Genomic DNA, 17,078 nt, shown 5'->3' on the forward strand with positions numbered 1-17,078 from the left:
CGCCATCTCAGGCACCGAGCGCGGGGCGGACCTTGGTGAGGAGGAGTTCGAGGAACCGCTCGGGGTTGCGGAAGGAGGCGAAGTGGCTGCAGCCCTCGATGAGGGCGAAGTCCTTGACGGGGGCGGTGATGTCGTCGAAGAGCTGCTTGGCGGGGGCGGCGGGGGTGATGACGTCGTGTTCGCCCTGGAAGACGAAGATCGGGATGCGGAAGTGGGTGCCGTCGGCCCATTCGTCGGTGGTCATGGCGGCGGGGCCGAGCTTCTCGGCCCAGTTCATGGCCTTGAAGTAGCCGCGGACCTCGCGCAGGGTGAGCAGCGGGGAGAAGAAGATCGAGCGGACGACGACGGTCTTCATGGTGTCGAAGGTGAGCGGGTCGGTGGTGACCAGGACCTTGTAGTAGTCGGCCCACTGGTGGGTGGTCCAGCTGGCCGCGTCGGGGCCCATGGCGGTGATGGTGGCGAGTTCCCTGGTCCTGCCGGCGGTGGTGAGGCGCTGGAGCAGGTTGCGGTAGGCGACCCGGTCGCGGCCGCCGCCGATGGCGTTCTGGTCGGTGCCGACGTAGGCGGAGTAGCGCTCGGGGTGGTCGCGGGCCAGGCGCAGGCCGGTGACGGTGCCCAGCGAGCTGGCGACGAGCAGGAGCTTGTCGACGCCGAGGCGGGTGCGGATGAGGTCGGTGAGTTCGAGGGCGTCGCGGTGGAGCTGGTCGAGGTCGTAGGTGCCCTGGCCGTCGGGGCCGCTGCGCAGGAAGGTCTTGCAGGCGCCGCGCATGTCCCAGCGGACGACGGTGAAGTGCTTCTCCCAGGTGCGGGTGCGGTGGGTGTAGACGAGTTGGGAGGCGCCGGGGCCGCCGTGGATCTCCAGGATGACGGGGTTGCGGAGGTCTTCGCCGCGGATGGAGACGTACTGGTCGATGCCGCCGATCCGCAGGTAGCCGGCTTCGTCGATACCGTTCGCCGAGGTGATGCGCAGACGCCTGGCGAGGAGGGCGCGCTTGGCGGCGCGCAGGGTGAGCAGGCCGGCGGCGGGGCCGGTGAGGACGGCGGCGGTGGTGGCGGCGATGGTGGCGATCATGACTACTCCCCTAAACTGTTTACGCTATAAGCGATGGCGGGGTTTAAGGTATACACAGTTGTCGGGCGCGTCAACACCGAAGCCGCTGCGCCCGCCGAGGAGAGGAAGGGGCCGCCATGGCCAGGACCACCAAGGCGCCGGACCCGAAGGCCGCCGTCGCGCTGCTCTGGGGCGAGCAGGAGCAGCCCACCCGCGGGCCCCGCCCGAGCCTGACGCCGCGCCGGATCGCCGCCGCCGCCGTGGCCCTGGCCGACGCGCAGGGGCTGGAGGCGGTCTCGATGAGCAAGGTGGCGGCGGAGTTCGAGGTCTCCGCGATGGCGCTCTACCGCTACGTGCCGGGCAAGACCGAGCTGGTCGCGCTGATGGTGGAGGAGGTGATGGCCGAGGTCCCGGACCTGTCGGCGGCCGGCGAGGGCTGGGAGCCGCGGCTGCGAGCCTGGGCGCACCGCTCCCAGGAGCTCTACCACGCGCACCCCTGGCTGCTGGGTGCCACCGCGATGAGTCGCGGTCTGATGGGGCCCCACCAGCTCGGCTGGCTGGATGCAGCCCTGGCCGCACTGGCCGGCACCAGCCTGGGCGCGGCCCAGCGGCACCAGGTCTTCGTGCTGATCGCCGGACTGGTGCGCAGCGTGGTCCAGCAGCAGGTGGACTTCGACGAAGCCGGCGACCGCGAGTGGGACCGGCTGACCGGCGAGCTGATGGCCCGGCACGCGGACCGGTTCCCGGCGCTGACGGCGGCGATCGCCGACGGCGTCTTCGCGCCGTCGGGGATCGATCCGCTCGACTTCGGCCTGGACCGGCTGCTCGCGGGCGTCCGCGAGCTGGACGAAGGCTGAGCCGTGCTCAGGCCAGGGTGAGGAACAGCTTCTCCAGTTCGGCCTCGGTCATCGGCGGGGCGTCCGGGTCGGTGGTGGCCAGGCACTGGCGCATGCCGCTGGCCACGATCTTGAAACCGGCCCGGTCGAGCGCGCGGGAGACCGCGGCGAGCTGGGTGACCACGTCCTTGCAGTCGCGGCCGGCCTCGATCATCGCGATCACGCCGGCCAGCTGGCCCTGGGCCCGGCGCAGGCGGTTGAGAACCGCGCCGACCGCGTCGTCATCGACCTTCATGGCGCCACCTTTCCGGGGCGTGCTGGGGATCTGTGCTGGGGGCTTGCGGACTTCTCAAGCGTACCCCGTGGGGTATTCATTCCGGTCTGCTCCGGTTCGGTGCGGGCCGCCGTGGGCGACCGGTCCGAAATGCCCGGGATCTCGGATCGTGTGACGCTGGTCCGGAGCTGTTCCGCCGCCGGGGCCCTTGGGCCGCGGCCGTTGGAAGGACCTCGTCCGTGGCCGTGCTCCCGCTCCCGCCGTTCCACCGCTCAGCCCCCGCCGCCCGCTGCCGCCGGATCGCGACGGGGGTGGCCTTCGTGGCACCGGTGCTGCTGGGCGCCGTGCTCCCGGTCGCGGCGCAGGCCGATCCGCTGCCCGGGCGGCCGACGGCCGCGGTGAGCGGCGGGGCGGTGACGGGGGAGGCGGGCGGACCGGAGGGCCCGATATCCCTGTCGAGCGCCCCGTCCGCGGTGGCGAGCGCGAGCGCGCCGACCGGATCGGCCCGGCCGACCGCGTCCGCCACTCCGACGCCGACCCCCCCGTCCACCACCCCGAGCCCTTCCGACACGGCGAGCAGGACCCCCACTGGGAGCCCCAGTACGACCGCCACCGCCGAGTCCTCCGAGCCTGCGCCCGCGCCCCGTTCGGCCCCGGCCGCTCCCCCGGCCGTGCCCGCGGTTCCCCTCCCCGTCGCCGTTCCCGCCGTGCCCGTGGCCCCTGACGAGCCGTCGGCCGTGGACCAGGACGCCGTGCCGGAGCAGGACCAGGCCCAGGGCACCGACCCGGTCCCCGACCAGCCTGCCGCCGACCCCGCCGGGCAACCCGCCGACCCCGCCGGGCAACCCGCCGACCCCGCGGCCGGCCAGCCCGCCGCCGACGACCCCGGTCAGGACGCCGCCGCGCCCGACGACCCGGCGGCCGACCCCGGCCAGGACGCCGACCAGCCGGTCCCGGCGGCCGCCCGGGCGCCGCAGGCCGCCGCCGCGCTCCCGGTGGCGGCCCGGCTGACCGGCCCGGCCGTGCTGGTCCTCCCGATGGGCACGGGCCTGGTGCTGATCGGCCTGGGACTCGGCCTGGTCGGCCTGCGGCTGCGCCGTGACTGAGGTTCCGGGAGCGCCGGCTGTGGCGGGTCGGTTGACCCTTCCGAGCGGGGAAGCATATGAAGGAGGTATGACGAAGCCGCTGAACGAACGGCCCGAGCACGAGCCGTACCAGGGATCGAACGGACCGACGGGCGGGTCCGAGGAGGGGCCCCAGGTGCTGATCGTCGGCCCGGACGGCCTGCCGGTGGGCGGCACGGGAGGGCGCTTCCGGATGGGCGAGGACGGCGAGCACCGCGAGCTGCCGGTGACCGAGATGGTCGAACAGCCCGCCAAGGTGATGCGGATCGGCAGCATGATCAAGCAGCTGCTGGAGGAGGTCCGCGCGGCGCCCCTCGACGAGGCCAGCCGGGCCCGGCTGAAGGACATCCACGCCAGCTCGATCAAGGAGCTGGAGAAGGGCCTGGCCCCCGAGCTGGTCGAGGAGCTGGAGCGGCTCTCGCTGCCCTTCACCGAGGACAGCATCCCCACCGAGGCCGAGCTGCGGATCGCCCAGGCCCAGCTGGTGGGCTGGCTGGAGGGCCTGTTCCACGGCATCCAGACCGCGCTCTTCGCCCAGCAGATGGCCGCTCGGGCCCAGCTCGAGCAGATGCGCCGGGCGCTGCCGCCGGGCGTGCTGCCGGACCCGGAGGGGGACGAGCCGGGCGAGGGCCGCGGCATCCGCTCCGGCCCGTACCTCTAGGCCCGCGGCGTCAGGAACCGGGGCCGCGCGGGGGTCTGACCGACCCTCGGCCCCGGTCCCGGCCCGGGTTTCCCCCTGACCCGGCACCCCTCGCCGGCGCGCAGTGCCGATACCCTGGCGCCGGGCATCCATCACCCACGTCTCCAACACCACGTCGCGGTGGCGGCCGACCGGCCGTGCCGAGGGGGAAGCAGAGGACCATGAGCGAGGACGGCAGCACCGGAGTGGACCAGCCGCAGGCGCAGCTCCACTCGCTGGGCAACGGCCGGTACGTGCTGCAGCACCTGCTGGGGCAGGGCGGCATGGCCTCGGTCCACCTGGCCCACGACACCGTGCTCGGCCGTCCGGTCGCGATCAAGACCCTGCACACCGAGCTGGGCCGGGAGGCCTCGTTCCGCGAGCGGTTCCGCCGCGAGGCGCAGGCGGTGGCCCGGCTCTCGCACACCAACATCGTCACCGTCTACGACAGCGGCGAGGAGGTCTTCCCGGACGGGGCGACCGTGCCGTACATCGTGATGGAGTACGTCGAGGGCCAGTCGCTGCGCGACGTGCTGAACCAGGCGATCGCCGAGCACGGCGCGATGCCCACCGAGCAGGCGCTGAGCATCACGGCCGCGGTGCTGGCCGCGCTGGACGTCTCGCACGACCAGGGCCTGGTGCACCGCGACATCAAGCCGGGCAACGTCATGGTGAACACCAAGGGCGTGGTCAAGGTGATGGACTTCGGCATCGCCCGGGCCATGCAGTCCGGGGTCACCTCGATGACCCAGACCGGCATGGTGGTCGGCACCCCGCAGTACCTCTCGCCGGAGCAGGCGCTCGGCAAGAGCGTGGACGCCCGCTCGGACCTCTACTCGGTCGGCTGCATGCTCTTCGAGCTGCTCACCGGCCAGCTGCCGTTCGACGGCGACTCGCCGTTCTCGATCGCCTACAAGCACGTGCAGGAGGAGCCGCCGGCCCCGTCCACGGCCAACCGGGCGGTCACCCCGGCGGTGGACGCGCTGGTCGCCCGCGCGCTGCGCAAGGACCCGGCGCACCGGTTCCCGACCGCCGAGACGATGCGCGAGGAGGTCGAGCGGGTCGCGGCCGGCGAGAAGTCGGGCGGGGCGCCGATGATGGCCACCCCGCTGGTGATCAGCGAGGGCCCGCGGGCCGCGCACTCCTCGGGCCTGAAGAACTTCCCGCCGGTCAGCGGCGACATCAACACCCCGACCCCGCAGGTCCAGCAGCCGTACCAGCCGCCGCAGGCCGGCCCGTACGGCCCGCAGACCCCGCCGCCCGGTCCCTACCAGGCCCCGGCGCCGCAGTACCAGACCCCGCCGCCCGGCCCGTACCAGGCGCCGCCGCAGTACCAGACCCCGCCGCCGGCCTTCCCGCAGCAGGCGCACACCCCGCCGCCGATGCCGATGCCGGTGCAGCAGCCCGCCTTCCAGCCGGTCAAGCAGAGCGGCGGCAGCGGCTGCTCCACCGCCCTGGTGGTGGTCGGCGTGATCGTCGGCGTGATCGTGCTGATCATCATCATCATCGCCATCGTGGTCAGCAAGAGCGACAGCTCGACCAGCCTGCCCAGCCTCCCGGCGCAGGTCACGGTGGTGCAGCAGGGGCACGGACCGGCCTGATCCGGGCGGGCCGCACGGCCCGCGACGGCCTCCGGGCCCGCCCCCGGCATTCGGGGTGGCGGGCCCGGAGGCGGTAGCGTTCTGGGAAGCGAATCGAAAGGGCGACCGCGACCAGAGCGTCGGCCCGGGGCGAGGAGTAATGGCACAGACGCAGCAGCCGGGCGACGGCGAGGGTGACTACCCGCCCGTGGCAGGCCCGGGCGCGCAGCCCCCGGAGCACGACGGCGCCGAGGAGACCACCGCGGCCCGGGCGGCCGGCCAGCCGCCCGGCTCGCCCTACGGCGGCCCCGCCACGCCGGGGCGCGGCACGGCCGCCGCGCTCGGCACCCTGGGAGACGGGCGCTACCGGCTGACCCACCGGCTCGGCCGGGGCGGCATGGCCGAGGTGCTGGCCGCCCAGGACATCCGGCTCGGCCGCACGGTGGCGGTCAAGCTGCTCCGCGCCGAGCTGGCCCAGGACGAGGTGGCCCGCCAGCGGTTCACCCGCGAGGCGCACTCGGTCGCCTCGCTCAACCACCACTCGATCGTCGCGGTCTACGACACCGGCGAGGAGCTGGTCGGCGGGGAGTCCACCCCGTACATCGTGATGGAGCTGGTCGAGGGCCGGACCGTCCGCGAGCTGCTGGTGGCCGAGCAGGCCCCGCCGGTGGACCAGGCGCTGATCATCATCGCCGGGGTGCTGGAGGCGCTGGACTACAGCCACCGGCACGGCATCGTGCACCGCGACATCAAGCCGGCCAACGTGATCATCACGACCACCGGCGCGGTCAAGGTGATGGACTTCGGCATCGCCCGGGCGCTGGCCGGCGGGGCCACCACCATGACCCAGACCGGCATGGTGATGGGCACCCCGCAGTACCTCTCCCCGGAGCAGGCGCTCGGCAAGCCGGTGGACCACCGCTCCGACCTCTACGCGGCCGGCTGCATGCTCTACGAGCTGCTGGCGCTGCGTCCGCCGTTCACCGGCGACACCCCGCTAGCCGTGGTCTACCAGCACGTGCAGGACCCGCCGGTGCCGCCCTCGCAGGCCAACCAGCGGGTGCCGTGGCAGCTGGACGACCTGGTGCTGCGCGCGCTGGCGAAGAACCCGGACGAGCGGTTCCAGAGCGCCGACGAGTTCCGCGCCCACGTGCAGCACGCGCTGCGCGAGATGCACGCGGCCGGCGGCGACGGCTACCCGACCACCGTGCTCGGCGCCGGCACCCCGGGCCAGGGCACCGCGGTGACCGAGTTGCTGGGCGGCGTCGGCGACCGCACCACGGTGCTGCCCTACGGCGCCGGTGGGAACGGCTACCAGACCCCGGCCGCCCCCTACCAGGGCGCCGGCGGCTACGGCGGCGGCGACGGGGACGGCTACGACGACGGGTACCAGGAGCAGCGCCCCGGCGGCGGCCGCCGCAAGGTGCTGGCCTGGGTGGCCGGCCTGGTGCTGGTCGCCGCGGCCGGCATCGGCATCGCGGTGGCCACCACCAACGGCAACGGCGGTACCGGCGGCAACCCCGCCGCCCCGCCCGTCAGCTCGGCGACCGACACCCGGACGCCGACCGACGAGCCGAGCACGCCCAGCGCGCCGCCCTCCAGCGCGCCGGCGCCGAGCCGCAGCGCGAGCCGGCCGTACACGCCGAGCGACAGCCCGCCGAGCGCGCCGTCGACCCAGCGCACCCACAGCAGCACGCCGACCCCGACGGTCAGCAGCAGCCCGACCACGGCCCCGACCAGCAGCGCGCCCACCACCGCGCCGACCAGCAGCGCGCCGACCACCGCCCCGACCGGCGGGGCCAGCAGCACGGCCACCGGCGGCAGCGGCGGGGGCGGCAGCAGCACGGCGACGCCCACCGGCGCGGCGACCCACGGGACCACGAGCGACAAGCCGACCGTCCCGCCCACGCCCTGACCGGGGTCAGTTCACGAACGCGTCGAGGACCTGCTCGTACTCCTGGCACCACCAGACCGTCTGCGCGGCGGCGGCCGGGAAGAGCGGGTCCGCGCGCGGGTCGGAGCGCTGGTAGCGCCAGCGCAGCATCCAGAAGTCGTTGAGCCGTTCCCACCAGACCCGGTGCACGGCCAGCGCCAGCTCCTCGGCCGGCGCCCCGGCCACCGCGCGGTAGCCGCGGGCGTACCGGCGCACCCGGGCCAGGTCCAGCTCGCCGGTGACCGGGTGGTTGAAGACCAGGGTGGCCGCCCGCACCGCCTCCTCGGCCCGCGGCCGCACCCGCAGCCGGTCCCAGTCCAGCACGGCGCAGACCCGGCCGCCCAGGTGCAGCAGGTTCAGGCCGTGGAAGTCGCCGTGCACCCAGCCGGAGCGCCCGATCGCGGTCGGCGCCGGGCGCCGGTGCCGGTGCGCGACCAGCAGGTCGAGCCGCTCGGCCAGCCGGCGCTCGGCCAGCCGGTCGAAGGCGCCGTACGGGCTGCGCCGGGCGGCCAGCCCGCGCAGCTCGGTGATCAGCGCGGCGGTGGCCGCCGGGTCGGCGCTGGGCAGCGCGGCGGGCTGGACGACCGGCGCGCAGACCTCGGCCAGCGCCCCGTGCAGCCGGGCCAGCAGGCCGCCGAGGTCGGCGCACTGGTCGGCGGAGAGCTCGGGGCCCGTGACGTGCCGGCCGGCCACCCAGGGGTAGAGCGCGAACCGGCGGTCCAGCAGGCAGCTGACGGTGCGCCCGGCCAGGTCGGTCAGCGGGGCCGGCACCGGCAGGCCCAGACCGGCCAGCCGGAGGGTGGCCCGGTGCTGGGCGGCGATCTGCGCCGGGACGGCGGTGCCCTGGTCCACGTAGCACTTGAGGAAGTAGCGGCCGGTGCCGGTGGTGATCCGGTAGCCGCGGTTGAGCAGGCCCTCGGCCACCGGCTCGACGGCCAGCACCGGTCCGGTCCGGTAGCCGCGCAGCACCCGCGCGATGGCCCAGTCGGGGACCGGTGGGCTGAGCGTCCCCACCGGTGGGGCGGCGGCGTCCGGTCCGTCGACTTCGGCGAACCCGTCTGCCAGGGCGAGGATTTGACTCTCTGTCACGTGCCATGATCGTAGCGCCGGGCGGGCGCCGCGGGCGGGTTGGCGGAATGTGTTCGCGGGCGGACCGATCGGTGGCTCAGTGCTGCTGTTCCGTGCCCAGTCGTGCGACATAGGCGGCCGCCTGGGTGCGTCGTTCCATGCCCAGCTTGGCGAGCAGGCTGGAGACGTAGTTCTTCACCGTCTTCTCGGCCAGGTGCAGTTCGTTGCCGATCTGGCGGTTGGTCATCCCCTCGCCGATCAGCTCCAGGATCCGGCGCTCCTGCCGGGTGAGCTGGGCCAGCCTCTCGTCCTCCGGCTCGCCGCCGGTGCGCAGCCGCTCCAGTACCCGGGAGGTGGCCACCGGGTCGAGCAGCGACTTGCCGGCCGCCACGTCGCGCACCGCGGAGAGCAGGTCGGTGCCGCGGATCGCCTTGAGCACGTAGCCGGAGGCGCCGGCCATGATCGAGTCGAAGAGCGCCTCGTCGTCCGAGAAGGAGGTGAGCATCAGGCAGCGGATCTCCGGGTGCTGGGAGCGCACCTCGCGGCAGACCTCCACGCCGTTGCCGTCGGGCAGCCGCACGTCGAGCACCGCCACGTCCGGCAGCACCGCCGGGATCCGGCTCAGCGCCTCGGCGGCCGTGCCGGCCTCGCCGACCACCTCGATGTCCTCCTCGCCGGACAGCAGTTCGTGCACGCCGCGGCGGACCACTTCGTGGTCGTCCAGGAGGAAGACCCTGATTTGCCCGTTTTCGCTCATTGCCGCATGCTCCCACACCGCAACGGTCACGCCCGGGTACCCGCACCGCCGTTCCGGGAATCTGTCCGGGCAACCCCCTTACGCGAAGGCCCGTGCCCGGATAGCGTGCGCAGGTGTCCTGATGTGCCCCACCGGGTGGCTGCCCCATGCCCGGATCCGTCCCACCCCGGCCGGAACAAGTAGGACGTCCTAGCGCAGGCGCGCCGAACGCGCTCGCTGGGTAACGTTCTCGTGGGAAGCCGTCGGAACAGGATCACCACCCACCGCGCCGTTGTCCGCACACCCAGCGGGACGAGCGGAACGGGTGACCGGACCGGCACCGGCGACCCCGGGCGGCCGGACAGACCGAGGAGTGAACGTGACCGTCAAAAGCACGTCGAGGGCGCGCAAGAAGGCCGCCCCCGGCGTCCCCGACAGCCTCCGCACGGGGCAGGACGCCCCCGCCGAGCTGATCCAGCTGCTCACCCCCGAGGGTGAGCGGGTGGACAACCCGGAGTTCCCGCTGACCGTCGGCCCGGAGGAGCTGCGCTCGCTCTACCGCGACCTGGTGCTGGTCCGGCGGTTCGACGCCGAGGCGACCGCCCTCCAGCGGCAGGGCGAGCTGGGCCTGTGGGCCTCGCTGCTCGGCCAGGAGGCGGCCCAGGTCGGCAGCGGCCGCGCGATGCGGGAGCACGACTACGCCTTCCCCACCTACCGCGAGCACGGCGTGGCCTGGTGCCGCGGGGTGGACCCGCTCAACCTGCTCGGGATGTTCCGCGGGGTCAACCACGGCGGCTGGGACCCGAACGAGAAGAACTTCCACCTCTACACCATCGTGATCGGCTCGCAGGCGCTGCACGCCACCGGCTACGCGATGGGCATCACCAAGGACGGCGCCGAGGACGCGGTGATCGCCTACTTCGGCGACGGCGCCTCCAGCCAGGGCGACGTCAACGAGGCCTTCACCTTCGCCTCGGTCTACAACGCGCCGGTGGTGTTCTTCTGCCAGAACAACCAGTGGGCGATCTCCGAGCCGACCACCACCCAGACCCGGATCCCGCTGTACCGGCGGGCCGCCGGCTTCGGCTTCCCGGGCGTGCGGGTGGACGGCAACGACGTGCTGGCCTGCCTGGCGGTCACCCGCTGGGCGCTGGACCGGGCCCGCAGCGGCTCCGGCCCGGTGCTGATCGAGGCGTTCACCTACCGGATGGGGGCGCACACCACCTCGGACGACCCGACCCGCTACCGGACCAGCGAGGAGACCGAGGCCTGGAAGGCCAAGGACCCGATCGCCCGGCTCCGCACCCACCTGGAGCGCGAGGGCATCGCGGACGAGGAGTTCTTCGCCGCGGTCGACGCCGAGAGCGAGACGCTGGGCCTGCGGGTCCGCGAGGGCGTCCGGTCGATGCCGGACCCGGACCCGACCCTGATCTTCGACCACGTCTACGCCGAGCCGCACGCCCTGGTGGCCGAGGAGCGCGCCGAGTACGTGGCCTACGCGCAGTCCTTCGAGGGTGGGGAGTAGCCCGAGATGTCCAAGCTCACCATGTCGAAGGCCATCAACGAGGGCCTGCGCAGCTGTCTGGAGAACGACCCCAAGACCCTGGTGATGGGGGAGGACGTCGGCAAGCTCGGCGGTGTCTTCCGGGTCACCGACGGACTGCAGAAGGACTTCGGCGAGGACCGGGTGATCGACACCCCGCTCGCCGAGTCCGGCATCGTCGGCACCGCGATCGGCCTCGCGCTGCGCGGCTACCGCCCGGTCGTGGAGATCCAGTTCGACGGCTTCGTCTACCCGGCCTTCGACCAGATCGTCACCCAGCTGGCCAAGATGCACGCCCGCGCGCTCGGGCACATCAAGCTGCCGGTCACCATCCGGATCCCCTACGCGGGCGGGATCGGCGCGGTGGAGCACCACAGCGAGTCGCACGAGGCCTACTTCGCGCACACCGCCGGCCTGCGGGTGGTCACCCCCTCCAACCCGGACGACGCCTACTGGATGCTCCGGCAGTCGGTGGAGTGCGACGACCCGGTGATCTACCTGGAGCCCAAGGCCCGGTACTGGGACAAGGCGGAGATCAGCCAGAGCCCGGCGCTCGGCCTGCACGACGCCAAGGTGGTCCGCCCCGGCACCGACCTCACCCTGCTGGCCTACGGCCCGACGGTGAAGACCTGCCTGGAGGCGGCCGCGGCCGCCGAGGCGGACGGCCACCGGCTGGAGGTCGTGGACCTGCGCTCGCTCTCCCCGGTGGACTTCGCGACCTTGGCCGAGTCGGTCAAGCGGACCGGCCGGGCCGTGGTGGTGCACGAGGCTCCGGTCTTCATGGGCATGGGCGCCGAGCTCGCCGCCCGGCTGACCGAGCAGTGCTTCTACCACCTGGAGGCGCCGGTGCTGCGGGTCGGCGGCTACTTCGCGCCGTACCCGCCGTCCCGGGTCGAGGAGCAGTTCCTGCCGGACCTGGACCGGGTGCTCGACGCGGTCGACCGCGCCCTGGCGTTCTGAGAGGAGTGAGTCCATGACCACCGAAGTTCGCTCGCTCCGTGAGTTCAAGATGCCCGACGTCGGCGAGGGGCTGACCGAGGCGGAGATCCTCAAGTGGTACGTCCAGCCGGGTGACACCGTCACCGACGGCCAGGTCGTCTGCGAGGTGGAGACCGCCAAGGCCGCCGTCGAGCTGCCGATCCCGTACAACGGCGTGGTCGAGGCGCTGCACTTCGCCGAGGGCACCACGGTCGACGTGGGCACGGCGATCATCGCCGTCGCCGTGGCGGGCGGTTCGGCCCCGGCGCCGGCCGCCGCCGCTCCGGCCGTCGCCGCCGCGCCCGCCCCGGCCCCGGCCGCCGCCGAGGGCGAGCCGGCCCGCCGCGAGCCGGTGCTGGTCGGCTACGGCCCGCGCACCGGCGCCACCCAGCGACGGGCCCGCCGCGGGGCGGCCGTGCCGGCCCCGGCCGCGCCCGTCGTGCCGGTGGCCCCGGCCGCGCCCGTCACCCCCGCCGCTCCGGCCCCGGCCGCCGACGAGCGCCCGCTGGCCAAGCCGCCGGTGCGCAAGCTGGCCAAGGACCTCGGCGTGGACCTGCGCGCCGTGGTCCCGACCGGCAAGGACGGCGTGATCACCCGCGAGGACGTGCACGCCGCGGCGGCCCCGGCCGCCCCGCCCGCGCCCGTCGCCGCCGAGCCCGCCCCGGTCGCCGCCGCGGCCGAGCCGGCCCCGCTCGCCTCCGGCCTGGACGTGCGCATCCCGGTCAAGGGCGTGCGCAAGGCCACCGCGCAGGCGATGGTCGCCTCCGCCTTCACCGCGCCGCACGTCACCGAGTTCGTCCAGGTCGACGTGACCCGCACCATGAAGCTGGTCCGCGAGCTGAAGGAGAGCGGCGAGCTGGGCGCCGGCGTGCGGGTCTCCCCGCTGCTGCTGGCCGCCAAGGCGCTGCTCACCGCGGTGCGGCGGTACCCGGAGATCAACGCCGCCTGGGACGAGGCCAACCAGGAGATCGTGGTCAAGGGCCAGGTCAACCTGGGCATCGCGGCCGCCACCCCGCGCGGCCTGATCGTGCCGAACATCAAGAACGCCGGCGCGCTCACCCTGCCCGCCCTGGCCACCGAGCTGGGCGAGCTGATCGACACCGCGCGGCAGGGCCGGACCTCGCCCGCGGCGATGTCCGGCGGCACCATCACGATCACCAACGTCGGTGTCTTCGGCGTGGACACCGGCACCCCGATCCTCAACCCGGGCGAGGCCGCCATCCTGGCCTTCGGCCAGGTCCGGGAGCTCCCCTGGGTGCACAAGGGCCGGGTCGTCCCGCGCCTGGTGACCACCCTGGCGCTCTCCTTCGACCACCGGCTGGTCGACGGCGAGCTGGGCTCCAAGGTGCTGGCCGACACGGCCGCGGTGCTGGAGAGGCCCAAGCGCCTGATCACCTGGGGCTGATGCCCGCGTGACACGGCCCCTGGCGGGCCCGGGACCTCCCGGGCCCGCCAGGGGCCTCCGTCGTTCCAGGCGGCTGATCGGGTGAGATGTCCATCGGAAAGTCAGGTCATCGGTACAGGGCGGGTACCCCTGAGCCATCCCCCACCCGAGCGCCCGCCGGGTGACCGGAGCACCGAGGACCGTCCGCATGACGCCTGGTAGCCCTGGCCGTCTCATCCGGAGCCTGGCCGCACTCGTCCTGCTCGCCACCGCCGTGGCGCCCGCGCTGGTGGGGCTGGCCGGGCCCGGGCCGCTGGGGCAGCTCGGACTGCTGCCGGACCGGGCCGCGCCGCCGCGCGGGGGCGGAGTGCTGCCGGCCCGGCTGCGGGGCGGGACGGGGGCCGGGACCGCGCCGACCGTGGACATACGGCGCACCGGGGACCCGGCCAACCGGATCACCCTGGTGCTGCTCGGGGACGGCTACACGGCGGCCCAGCAGGACCTCTTCCATCAGCAGGCCGACCAGGCCTGGCGCGCGCTGATGGAGATCGAGCCGTTCCGCAGCTACCGGGACTTCTTCAACATACGGCGGGTGGACGTGGTCTCCCCGACCGCCGGGATCGCCGAGACCGACACCCGCGGCGCCCGGCCGGCCACCCCGCTCGGGATGCACTTCTGGTGCGAGGGCACGGCCCGGCTGCTCTGTGCCGACGAGGCCGCCACCGCCCGCTACGCCGGCCCCGGCGAGGGCCCGCAGTACCTGATCGCGCTGGCCAACTCCGCCGAGTACGGCGGGGCCGGCGGCACCGGGGTGACCACCCTGGCCGGCGGCAGCCCGGACGCCGGGCGGATCATCCAGCACGAGATCGGCCACACCGTCGGCGACCTGGGCGACGAGTACGACTCCGCGCCGACCGAGACCGACTACCCCAACCTGGCCGACCAGGACGCCGACGGCATGCGCCGGGACCACGCCAAGTGGTGGCGCTGGCTGGGCGCCCAGTCGCCGGACGGCGGCGGGGTGGTCGGCGCCTACCGGAGCGCCAACGGGGTCTACCGCCCGACCGAGGACTCGGTGATGCGGACCCTGGGCGGCAGCTACAACCTGCCCTCCCGGGAGGCGATCCTCGAGCAGCTCTACCGCCGGGTCTCCCCGGTGGACGGCGCCGAGCCGGTGCCCGGACCGGTGGTCGGCCGGCCCCGGCTGACGGTGCGTCCGCAGTCCCTGGAGGGCGGCCGGCGGCTGCAGGTGCAGTGGAAGGTGGACGGGCACCCGGTGGCCTCGCCGGCCCCGGACCAGACCTGGCTGGAGCCGGCCGCGCTGGGCCTGCCCGCCGGGCACCGGACCACCGTGACCGCGACCGTCCGGGACACCACCGACTGGGTCCGGGACGAGGGCTTCCGGGACCAGCACATGACCCGCACGGTGAGCTGGACCCTGACCGGCTGACCTCACGCCTGGCCGGATCGGGCCATGCGCTCTGTACCCGACGAAAATATCCAATGGTGGGATGACTAGTCTGGGTGCACTATGCCCGCGGACCCCGCCTCCAGCTCCACCACGCTCCCTGCGGCCGTTCCAGGCCCCCGCCACCCCGCCTCCGCCGACCACGTCCCGCTCTCCGCCGCCGCGGGCCCGCCCGGCGGCCGGGCCGCCTGGCTGGCCTGGGGCATCGGGGTCAGCGTCTACGTCCTGGCGGTGATCCACCGGACCAGCCTCGGCGTGGCCGGACTGGACGCCGCGCACCGGTTCCACGTCGGCGCCTCCGCCCTGTCCGCCTTCTCCATCCTCCAGGTGCTGGTCTACGCCGCGATGCAGGTCCCGGTCGGGCTGCTGGTGGACCGCTACGGCCCGCGCCGGGTGCTGCTGGCCGGCGTGGTGCTGCTCAGCATCGGCCAGCTGGCCTTCGCGCTGAGCAACTCCTTCGGGCCCGCGCTGGCCTCCCGGGCGGTGCTCGGCAGCGGCGACGCGATGACCTTCATCAGCGTGCTGCGGATCGCCGCCCGCTGGTTCCCGGCCGCCCGCAACCCGCTGGTCGCCCAGCTCACCGGCCTGGCCGGGATGGGCGGCAACCTGGTCACCACCGTGGTGCTGGTCCAGGCGCTGCACAGCGAGGGCTGGACCGCCACCTTCACCGCCATCGCGCTGCTCGGCACCGCGGTCTTCGCCCTGGTCGCACTGGGCCTGCGGGAGTCCCCCGAGGGGGCGGACGGGCACCCCGCGGCGGCCGTGCCGGGCGCGCCCCGCCCAGCGCTGAGCGAACAGATCCGGGAGAGCTGGCGCGAACCCGGCACCCGGCTGGGCCTCTGGGTGCACTTCACCACCCAGTTCCCCGGCAACGCCTTCGCCCTGCTCTGGGGCCTGCCCTACCTGGTCGAGGGCCAGGGCATGACCCGCGGTCAGGCCGCCGGGCTGCTCACCCTGCTGGTCTTCAGCAACATGGCCTTCGGCCTGCTCTTCGGCCGGCTGCTCTCCCGCTCGTCCGGGTACCGGATGCCGATCACGCTGGGCGTGATCGGCGGCACCTCGGCCTGCTGGGCGGTGGTACTGGCCTGGCCGGGCGGGCACCCGCCGCTCTGGCTGCTGGTGCTGCTGATCCTGGTGATGGGCAGCAACGGGCCCGGCTCGCTGGTCGGCCTGGACTACGCCCGCGCGCACAACCCCGGCCACCGGCTGGGCACCGCCTCCGGCATCGCCAACATGGGCGGTTTCCTGGCCACCATGCTGACCCTGCTGGGCGTCGGGGTGCTGCTGGACGCCGTCTCCGGCGGTGCCGAGACCTACACCGCCGGAGCGTTCCGGATCGCCTTCTGCTGGCTGGCCGCGCCGACCGCGCTGGGCACCTGGATGGTGCTCCGGCTGGACCGCCGGGTGCGGCGCGGGGCGGCCGTCACGGGGTGATCGAGAACCGGGCCAGGATCCGCTCGGCCAGCTCCTGGTCGCCGTCCACCCGGAGCCGGCCGGCCGGCAGCGCCCCGGCCCGGACCCGGCCGGTGGCCAGCCGCAGGTAGGTCTCCCAGTCGGTGGCGAACTGCACGTCGGGGCCGAGCGTGATCCGGTCGTCGATGCTGCCGCGGCCCTCCTCGTCCACCCGGACCGTGCGCAGGAACTCCAGCGGGCCGCTGACGTCGAAGGCGACGGTGCTGCCGGCCGGCGCGCCGGCCGCCTTGGCGACCACCCTGGGCAGCGCGTCCAGCATCAGGTCGCGGGTGACCTGGGCGCCGGGGGAGTCCAGGTTGCCGGGCAGGCCGAGCGTCCGGCGCAGGTCCTGCTCGTGCACCCAGACGTCCAGCACCCGGCGGCGCAGCAGCTCCTGGTAGGGCAGCGGGTAGCTGTGCGGGCCGGCCGGGAAGGAGACCTGGTCCAGCGGCCCGGTGGTGGCGTTGCGCAGCGCCCGGGAGCGGCGGATGATCACGTACTCCAGCTCGGAGGTCATCTCCGGCGCGGTGTGGCAGCGGCGCTTGTCCACCGGGAGTTCCAGGTAGCGCGAGACGTCGTCCTTCAGGTGCCACAGGTCGCGCGGCAGCGAGTGGATCGGCCGCGGGTCGCCGAGCAGTTCGGACTCCACGGCGATCACGTGCGAGACGACATCGCGCACCGACCAGCCGGGCAGCTCGGTGGCCCGGTTCCAGGAGTCGGCGGGCAGCGGGGCGAGCAGCTCCGATATGGCCTCGATGGAGTGCGTCCAGGCCTCCGTGTAGGCCTGGACGACCTGATTGTCGGTCACAGTGTCCCTGTTCCTCCGGCTCCGGCGGTCCCTCGTGAGTGCGGCTCGCGCCCCCGGGCCGCACCACCGGCCGGTATCGGCCGGATGTTCCGGCTTTCGAGCACACACGCCTAGCGCACGTTACGCTGCCTGGTGATGCAGGGCAGCGCTTTCGGGTGACGATC

At 74.1% G+C, this 17,078-nt stretch carries 15 protein-coding genes; 10 read left to right on the top strand and 5 right to left on the bottom strand.

Annotation, left to right across the window (positions count from 1 at the left end):
- Nucleotides 1–7: 7 nt before the first annotated feature.
- Entirely contained in the window at nucleotides 8–1,072 is a 1,065-nt protein-coding gene (locus ACFYNO_RS05900; protein ID WP_388005885.1) for an alpha/beta fold hydrolase, read from the bottom strand.
- Nucleotides 1,073–1,188: 116 nt separating this feature from the next.
- Between ACFYNO_RS05900 and ACFYNO_RS05905 the strand changes: the two genes are divergently transcribed.
- On the top strand, nucleotides 1,189–1,908 hold the full coding sequence (locus tag ACFYNO_RS05905) for a TetR/AcrR family transcriptional regulator (protein ID WP_388005888.1): 720 nt from the start codon (nucleotides 1,189–1,191) through the stop codon (nucleotides 1,906–1,908).
- Between the two features lie 7 nt (nucleotides 1,909–1,915).
- Here ACFYNO_RS05905 and ACFYNO_RS05910 read toward each other — a convergent pair whose 3' ends face one another.
- Nucleotides 1,916–2,182, bottom strand: a complete 267-nt coding sequence (locus ACFYNO_RS05910; RefSeq protein WP_388005891.1) for a metal-sensitive transcriptional regulator — start codon at nucleotides 2,180–2,182, stop codon at nucleotides 1,916–1,918.
- A gap of 218 nt (nucleotides 2,183–2,400) precedes the next feature.
- Between ACFYNO_RS05910 and ACFYNO_RS05915 the strand changes: the two genes are divergently transcribed.
- From ACFYNO_RS05915 to ACFYNO_RS05930, 4 genes are all read left to right on the top strand, one after another.
- Nucleotides 2,401–3,267 (top strand): hypothetical protein, encoded by an 867-nt coding sequence (locus tag ACFYNO_RS05915; protein WP_388005894.1) that lies wholly within the window; start codon nucleotides 2,401–2,403, stop codon nucleotides 3,265–3,267.
- 67 nt (nucleotides 3,268–3,334) lie between these two features.
- The gene (locus ACFYNO_RS05920) at nucleotides 3,335–3,946 is read left to right on the top strand and encodes a bacterial proteasome activator family protein (RefSeq protein WP_388005897.1); all 612 of its coding nucleotides are present in this window, start codon (nucleotides 3,335–3,337) and stop codon (nucleotides 3,944–3,946) included.
- Nucleotides 3,947–4,146: 200 nt separating this feature from the next.
- A complete protein-coding gene (locus ACFYNO_RS05925; RefSeq protein ID WP_388005900.1) occupies nucleotides 4,147–5,565 on the top strand; it encodes a protein kinase in 1,419 nt (472 codons plus the stop codon).
- 139 nt (nucleotides 5,566–5,704) lie between these two features.
- A complete protein-coding gene (locus ACFYNO_RS05930; RefSeq protein WP_388005903.1) occupies nucleotides 5,705–7,459 on the top strand; it encodes a protein kinase in 1,755 nt (584 codons plus the stop codon).
- A 6-nt stretch (nucleotides 7,460–7,465) separates the two neighbouring features.
- Here ACFYNO_RS05930 and ACFYNO_RS05935 read toward each other — a convergent pair whose 3' ends face one another.
- Nucleotides 7,466–8,566 (bottom strand): phosphotransferase, encoded by a 1,101-nt coding sequence (locus tag ACFYNO_RS05935; RefSeq protein WP_388005906.1) that lies wholly within the window; start codon nucleotides 8,564–8,566, stop codon nucleotides 7,466–7,468.
- Nucleotides 8,567–8,642: 76 nt separating this feature from the next.
- Nucleotides 8,643–9,302: a response regulator gene (locus ACFYNO_RS05940; protein ID WP_388005909.1), complete on the bottom strand. Its 660-nt coding sequence runs from the start codon at nucleotides 9,300–9,302 to the stop codon at nucleotides 8,643–8,645.
- A gap of 358 nt (nucleotides 9,303–9,660) precedes the next feature.
- Between ACFYNO_RS05940 and pdhA the strand changes: the two genes are divergently transcribed.
- The 5 genes from pdhA to ACFYNO_RS05965 all read left to right on the top strand — a co-directional run bounded on the left by pdhA (nucleotide 9,661) and on the right by ACFYNO_RS05965 (nucleotide 16,088).
- A complete protein-coding gene (gene pdhA, locus ACFYNO_RS05945; protein ID WP_388005912.1) occupies nucleotides 9,661–10,806 on the top strand; it encodes a pyruvate dehydrogenase (acetyl-transferring) E1 component subunit alpha in 1,146 nt (381 codons plus the stop codon).
- A 6-nt stretch (nucleotides 10,807–10,812) separates the two neighbouring features.
- Nucleotides 10,813–11,784, top strand: a complete 972-nt coding sequence (locus tag ACFYNO_RS05950) for an alpha-ketoacid dehydrogenase subunit beta (RefSeq protein ID WP_388005915.1) — start codon at nucleotides 10,813–10,815, stop codon at nucleotides 11,782–11,784.
- A gap of 13 nt (nucleotides 11,785–11,797) precedes the next feature.
- Entirely contained in the window at nucleotides 11,798–13,207 is a 1,410-nt protein-coding gene (locus tag ACFYNO_RS05955) for a dihydrolipoamide acetyltransferase family protein (protein WP_388005918.1), read from the top strand.
- A gap of 187 nt (nucleotides 13,208–13,394) precedes the next feature.
- Nucleotides 13,395–14,636: a M64 family metallopeptidase gene (locus ACFYNO_RS05960; RefSeq protein WP_388005921.1), complete on the top strand. Its 1,242-nt coding sequence runs from the start codon at nucleotides 13,395–13,397 to the stop codon at nucleotides 14,634–14,636.
- 81 nt (nucleotides 14,637–14,717) lie between these two features.
- Nucleotides 14,718–16,088, top strand: coding sequence for a nitrate/nitrite transporter (locus ACFYNO_RS05965; protein WP_388005924.1), 1,371 nt, complete (start codon nucleotides 14,718–14,720; stop codon nucleotides 16,086–16,088).
- Here the strand turns inward: ACFYNO_RS05965 and ACFYNO_RS05970 are convergent.
- Nucleotides 16,078–16,914 carry a maleylpyruvate isomerase family mycothiol-dependent enzyme gene (locus ACFYNO_RS05970; protein WP_388005927.1) on the bottom strand — a complete coding sequence of 279 codons (837 nt, stop codon included), beginning with the start codon at nucleotides 16,912–16,914 and terminating at the stop codon, nucleotides 16,078–16,080. The genes ACFYNO_RS05965 and ACFYNO_RS05970 overlap by 11 nt on opposite strands.
- Between the last annotated feature and the right edge of the window lie 164 nt (nucleotides 16,915–17,078).

The organism is Kitasatospora sp. NPDC006697 (assembly GCF_042869935.1).
Classification (GTDB): Bacteria; Actinomycetota; Actinomycetes; order Streptomycetales; family Streptomycetaceae; genus Kitasatospora.

Excerpts from the sequence above, each read along its gene's own strand:
- ACFYNO_RS05900 (WP_388005885.1), bottom strand. The coding sequence starts at position 1,072 with ATGATCGCCACCATCGCCGCCACCACCGCCGCCGTCCTCACCGGCCCC.
- ACFYNO_RS05905 (WP_388005888.1), top strand. The coding sequence starts at position 1,189 with ATGGCCAGGACCACCAAGGCGCCGGACCCGAAGGCCGCCGTCGCGCTG.
- ACFYNO_RS05910 (WP_388005891.1), bottom strand. The coding sequence starts at position 2,182 with ATGAAGGTCGATGACGACGCGGTCGGCGCGGTTCTCAACCGCCTGCGC.
- ACFYNO_RS05920 (WP_388005897.1), top strand. The coding sequence starts at position 3,335 with ATGACGAAGCCGCTGAACGAACGGCCCGAGCACGAGCCGTACCAGGGA.
- ACFYNO_RS05925 (WP_388005900.1), top strand. The coding sequence starts at position 4,147 with ATGAGCGAGGACGGCAGCACCGGAGTGGACCAGCCGCAGGCGCAGCTC.
- ACFYNO_RS05930 (WP_388005903.1), top strand. The coding sequence starts at position 5,705 with ATGGCACAGACGCAGCAGCCGGGCGACGGCGAGGGTGACTACCCGCCC.
- ACFYNO_RS05940 (WP_388005909.1), bottom strand. The coding sequence starts at position 9,302 with ATGAGCGAAAACGGGCAAATCAGGGTCTTCCTCCTGGACGACCACGAA.
- ACFYNO_RS05950 (WP_388005915.1), top strand. The coding sequence starts at position 10,813 with ATGTCCAAGCTCACCATGTCGAAGGCCATCAACGAGGGCCTGCGCAGC.
- ACFYNO_RS05955 (WP_388005918.1), top strand. The coding sequence starts at position 11,798 with ATGACCACCGAAGTTCGCTCGCTCCGTGAGTTCAAGATGCCCGACGTC.
- ACFYNO_RS05960 (WP_388005921.1), top strand. The coding sequence starts at position 13,395 with ATGACGCCTGGTAGCCCTGGCCGTCTCATCCGGAGCCTGGCCGCACTC.
- ACFYNO_RS05965 (WP_388005924.1), top strand. The coding sequence starts at position 14,718 with ATGCCCGCGGACCCCGCCTCCAGCTCCACCACGCTCCCTGCGGCCGTT.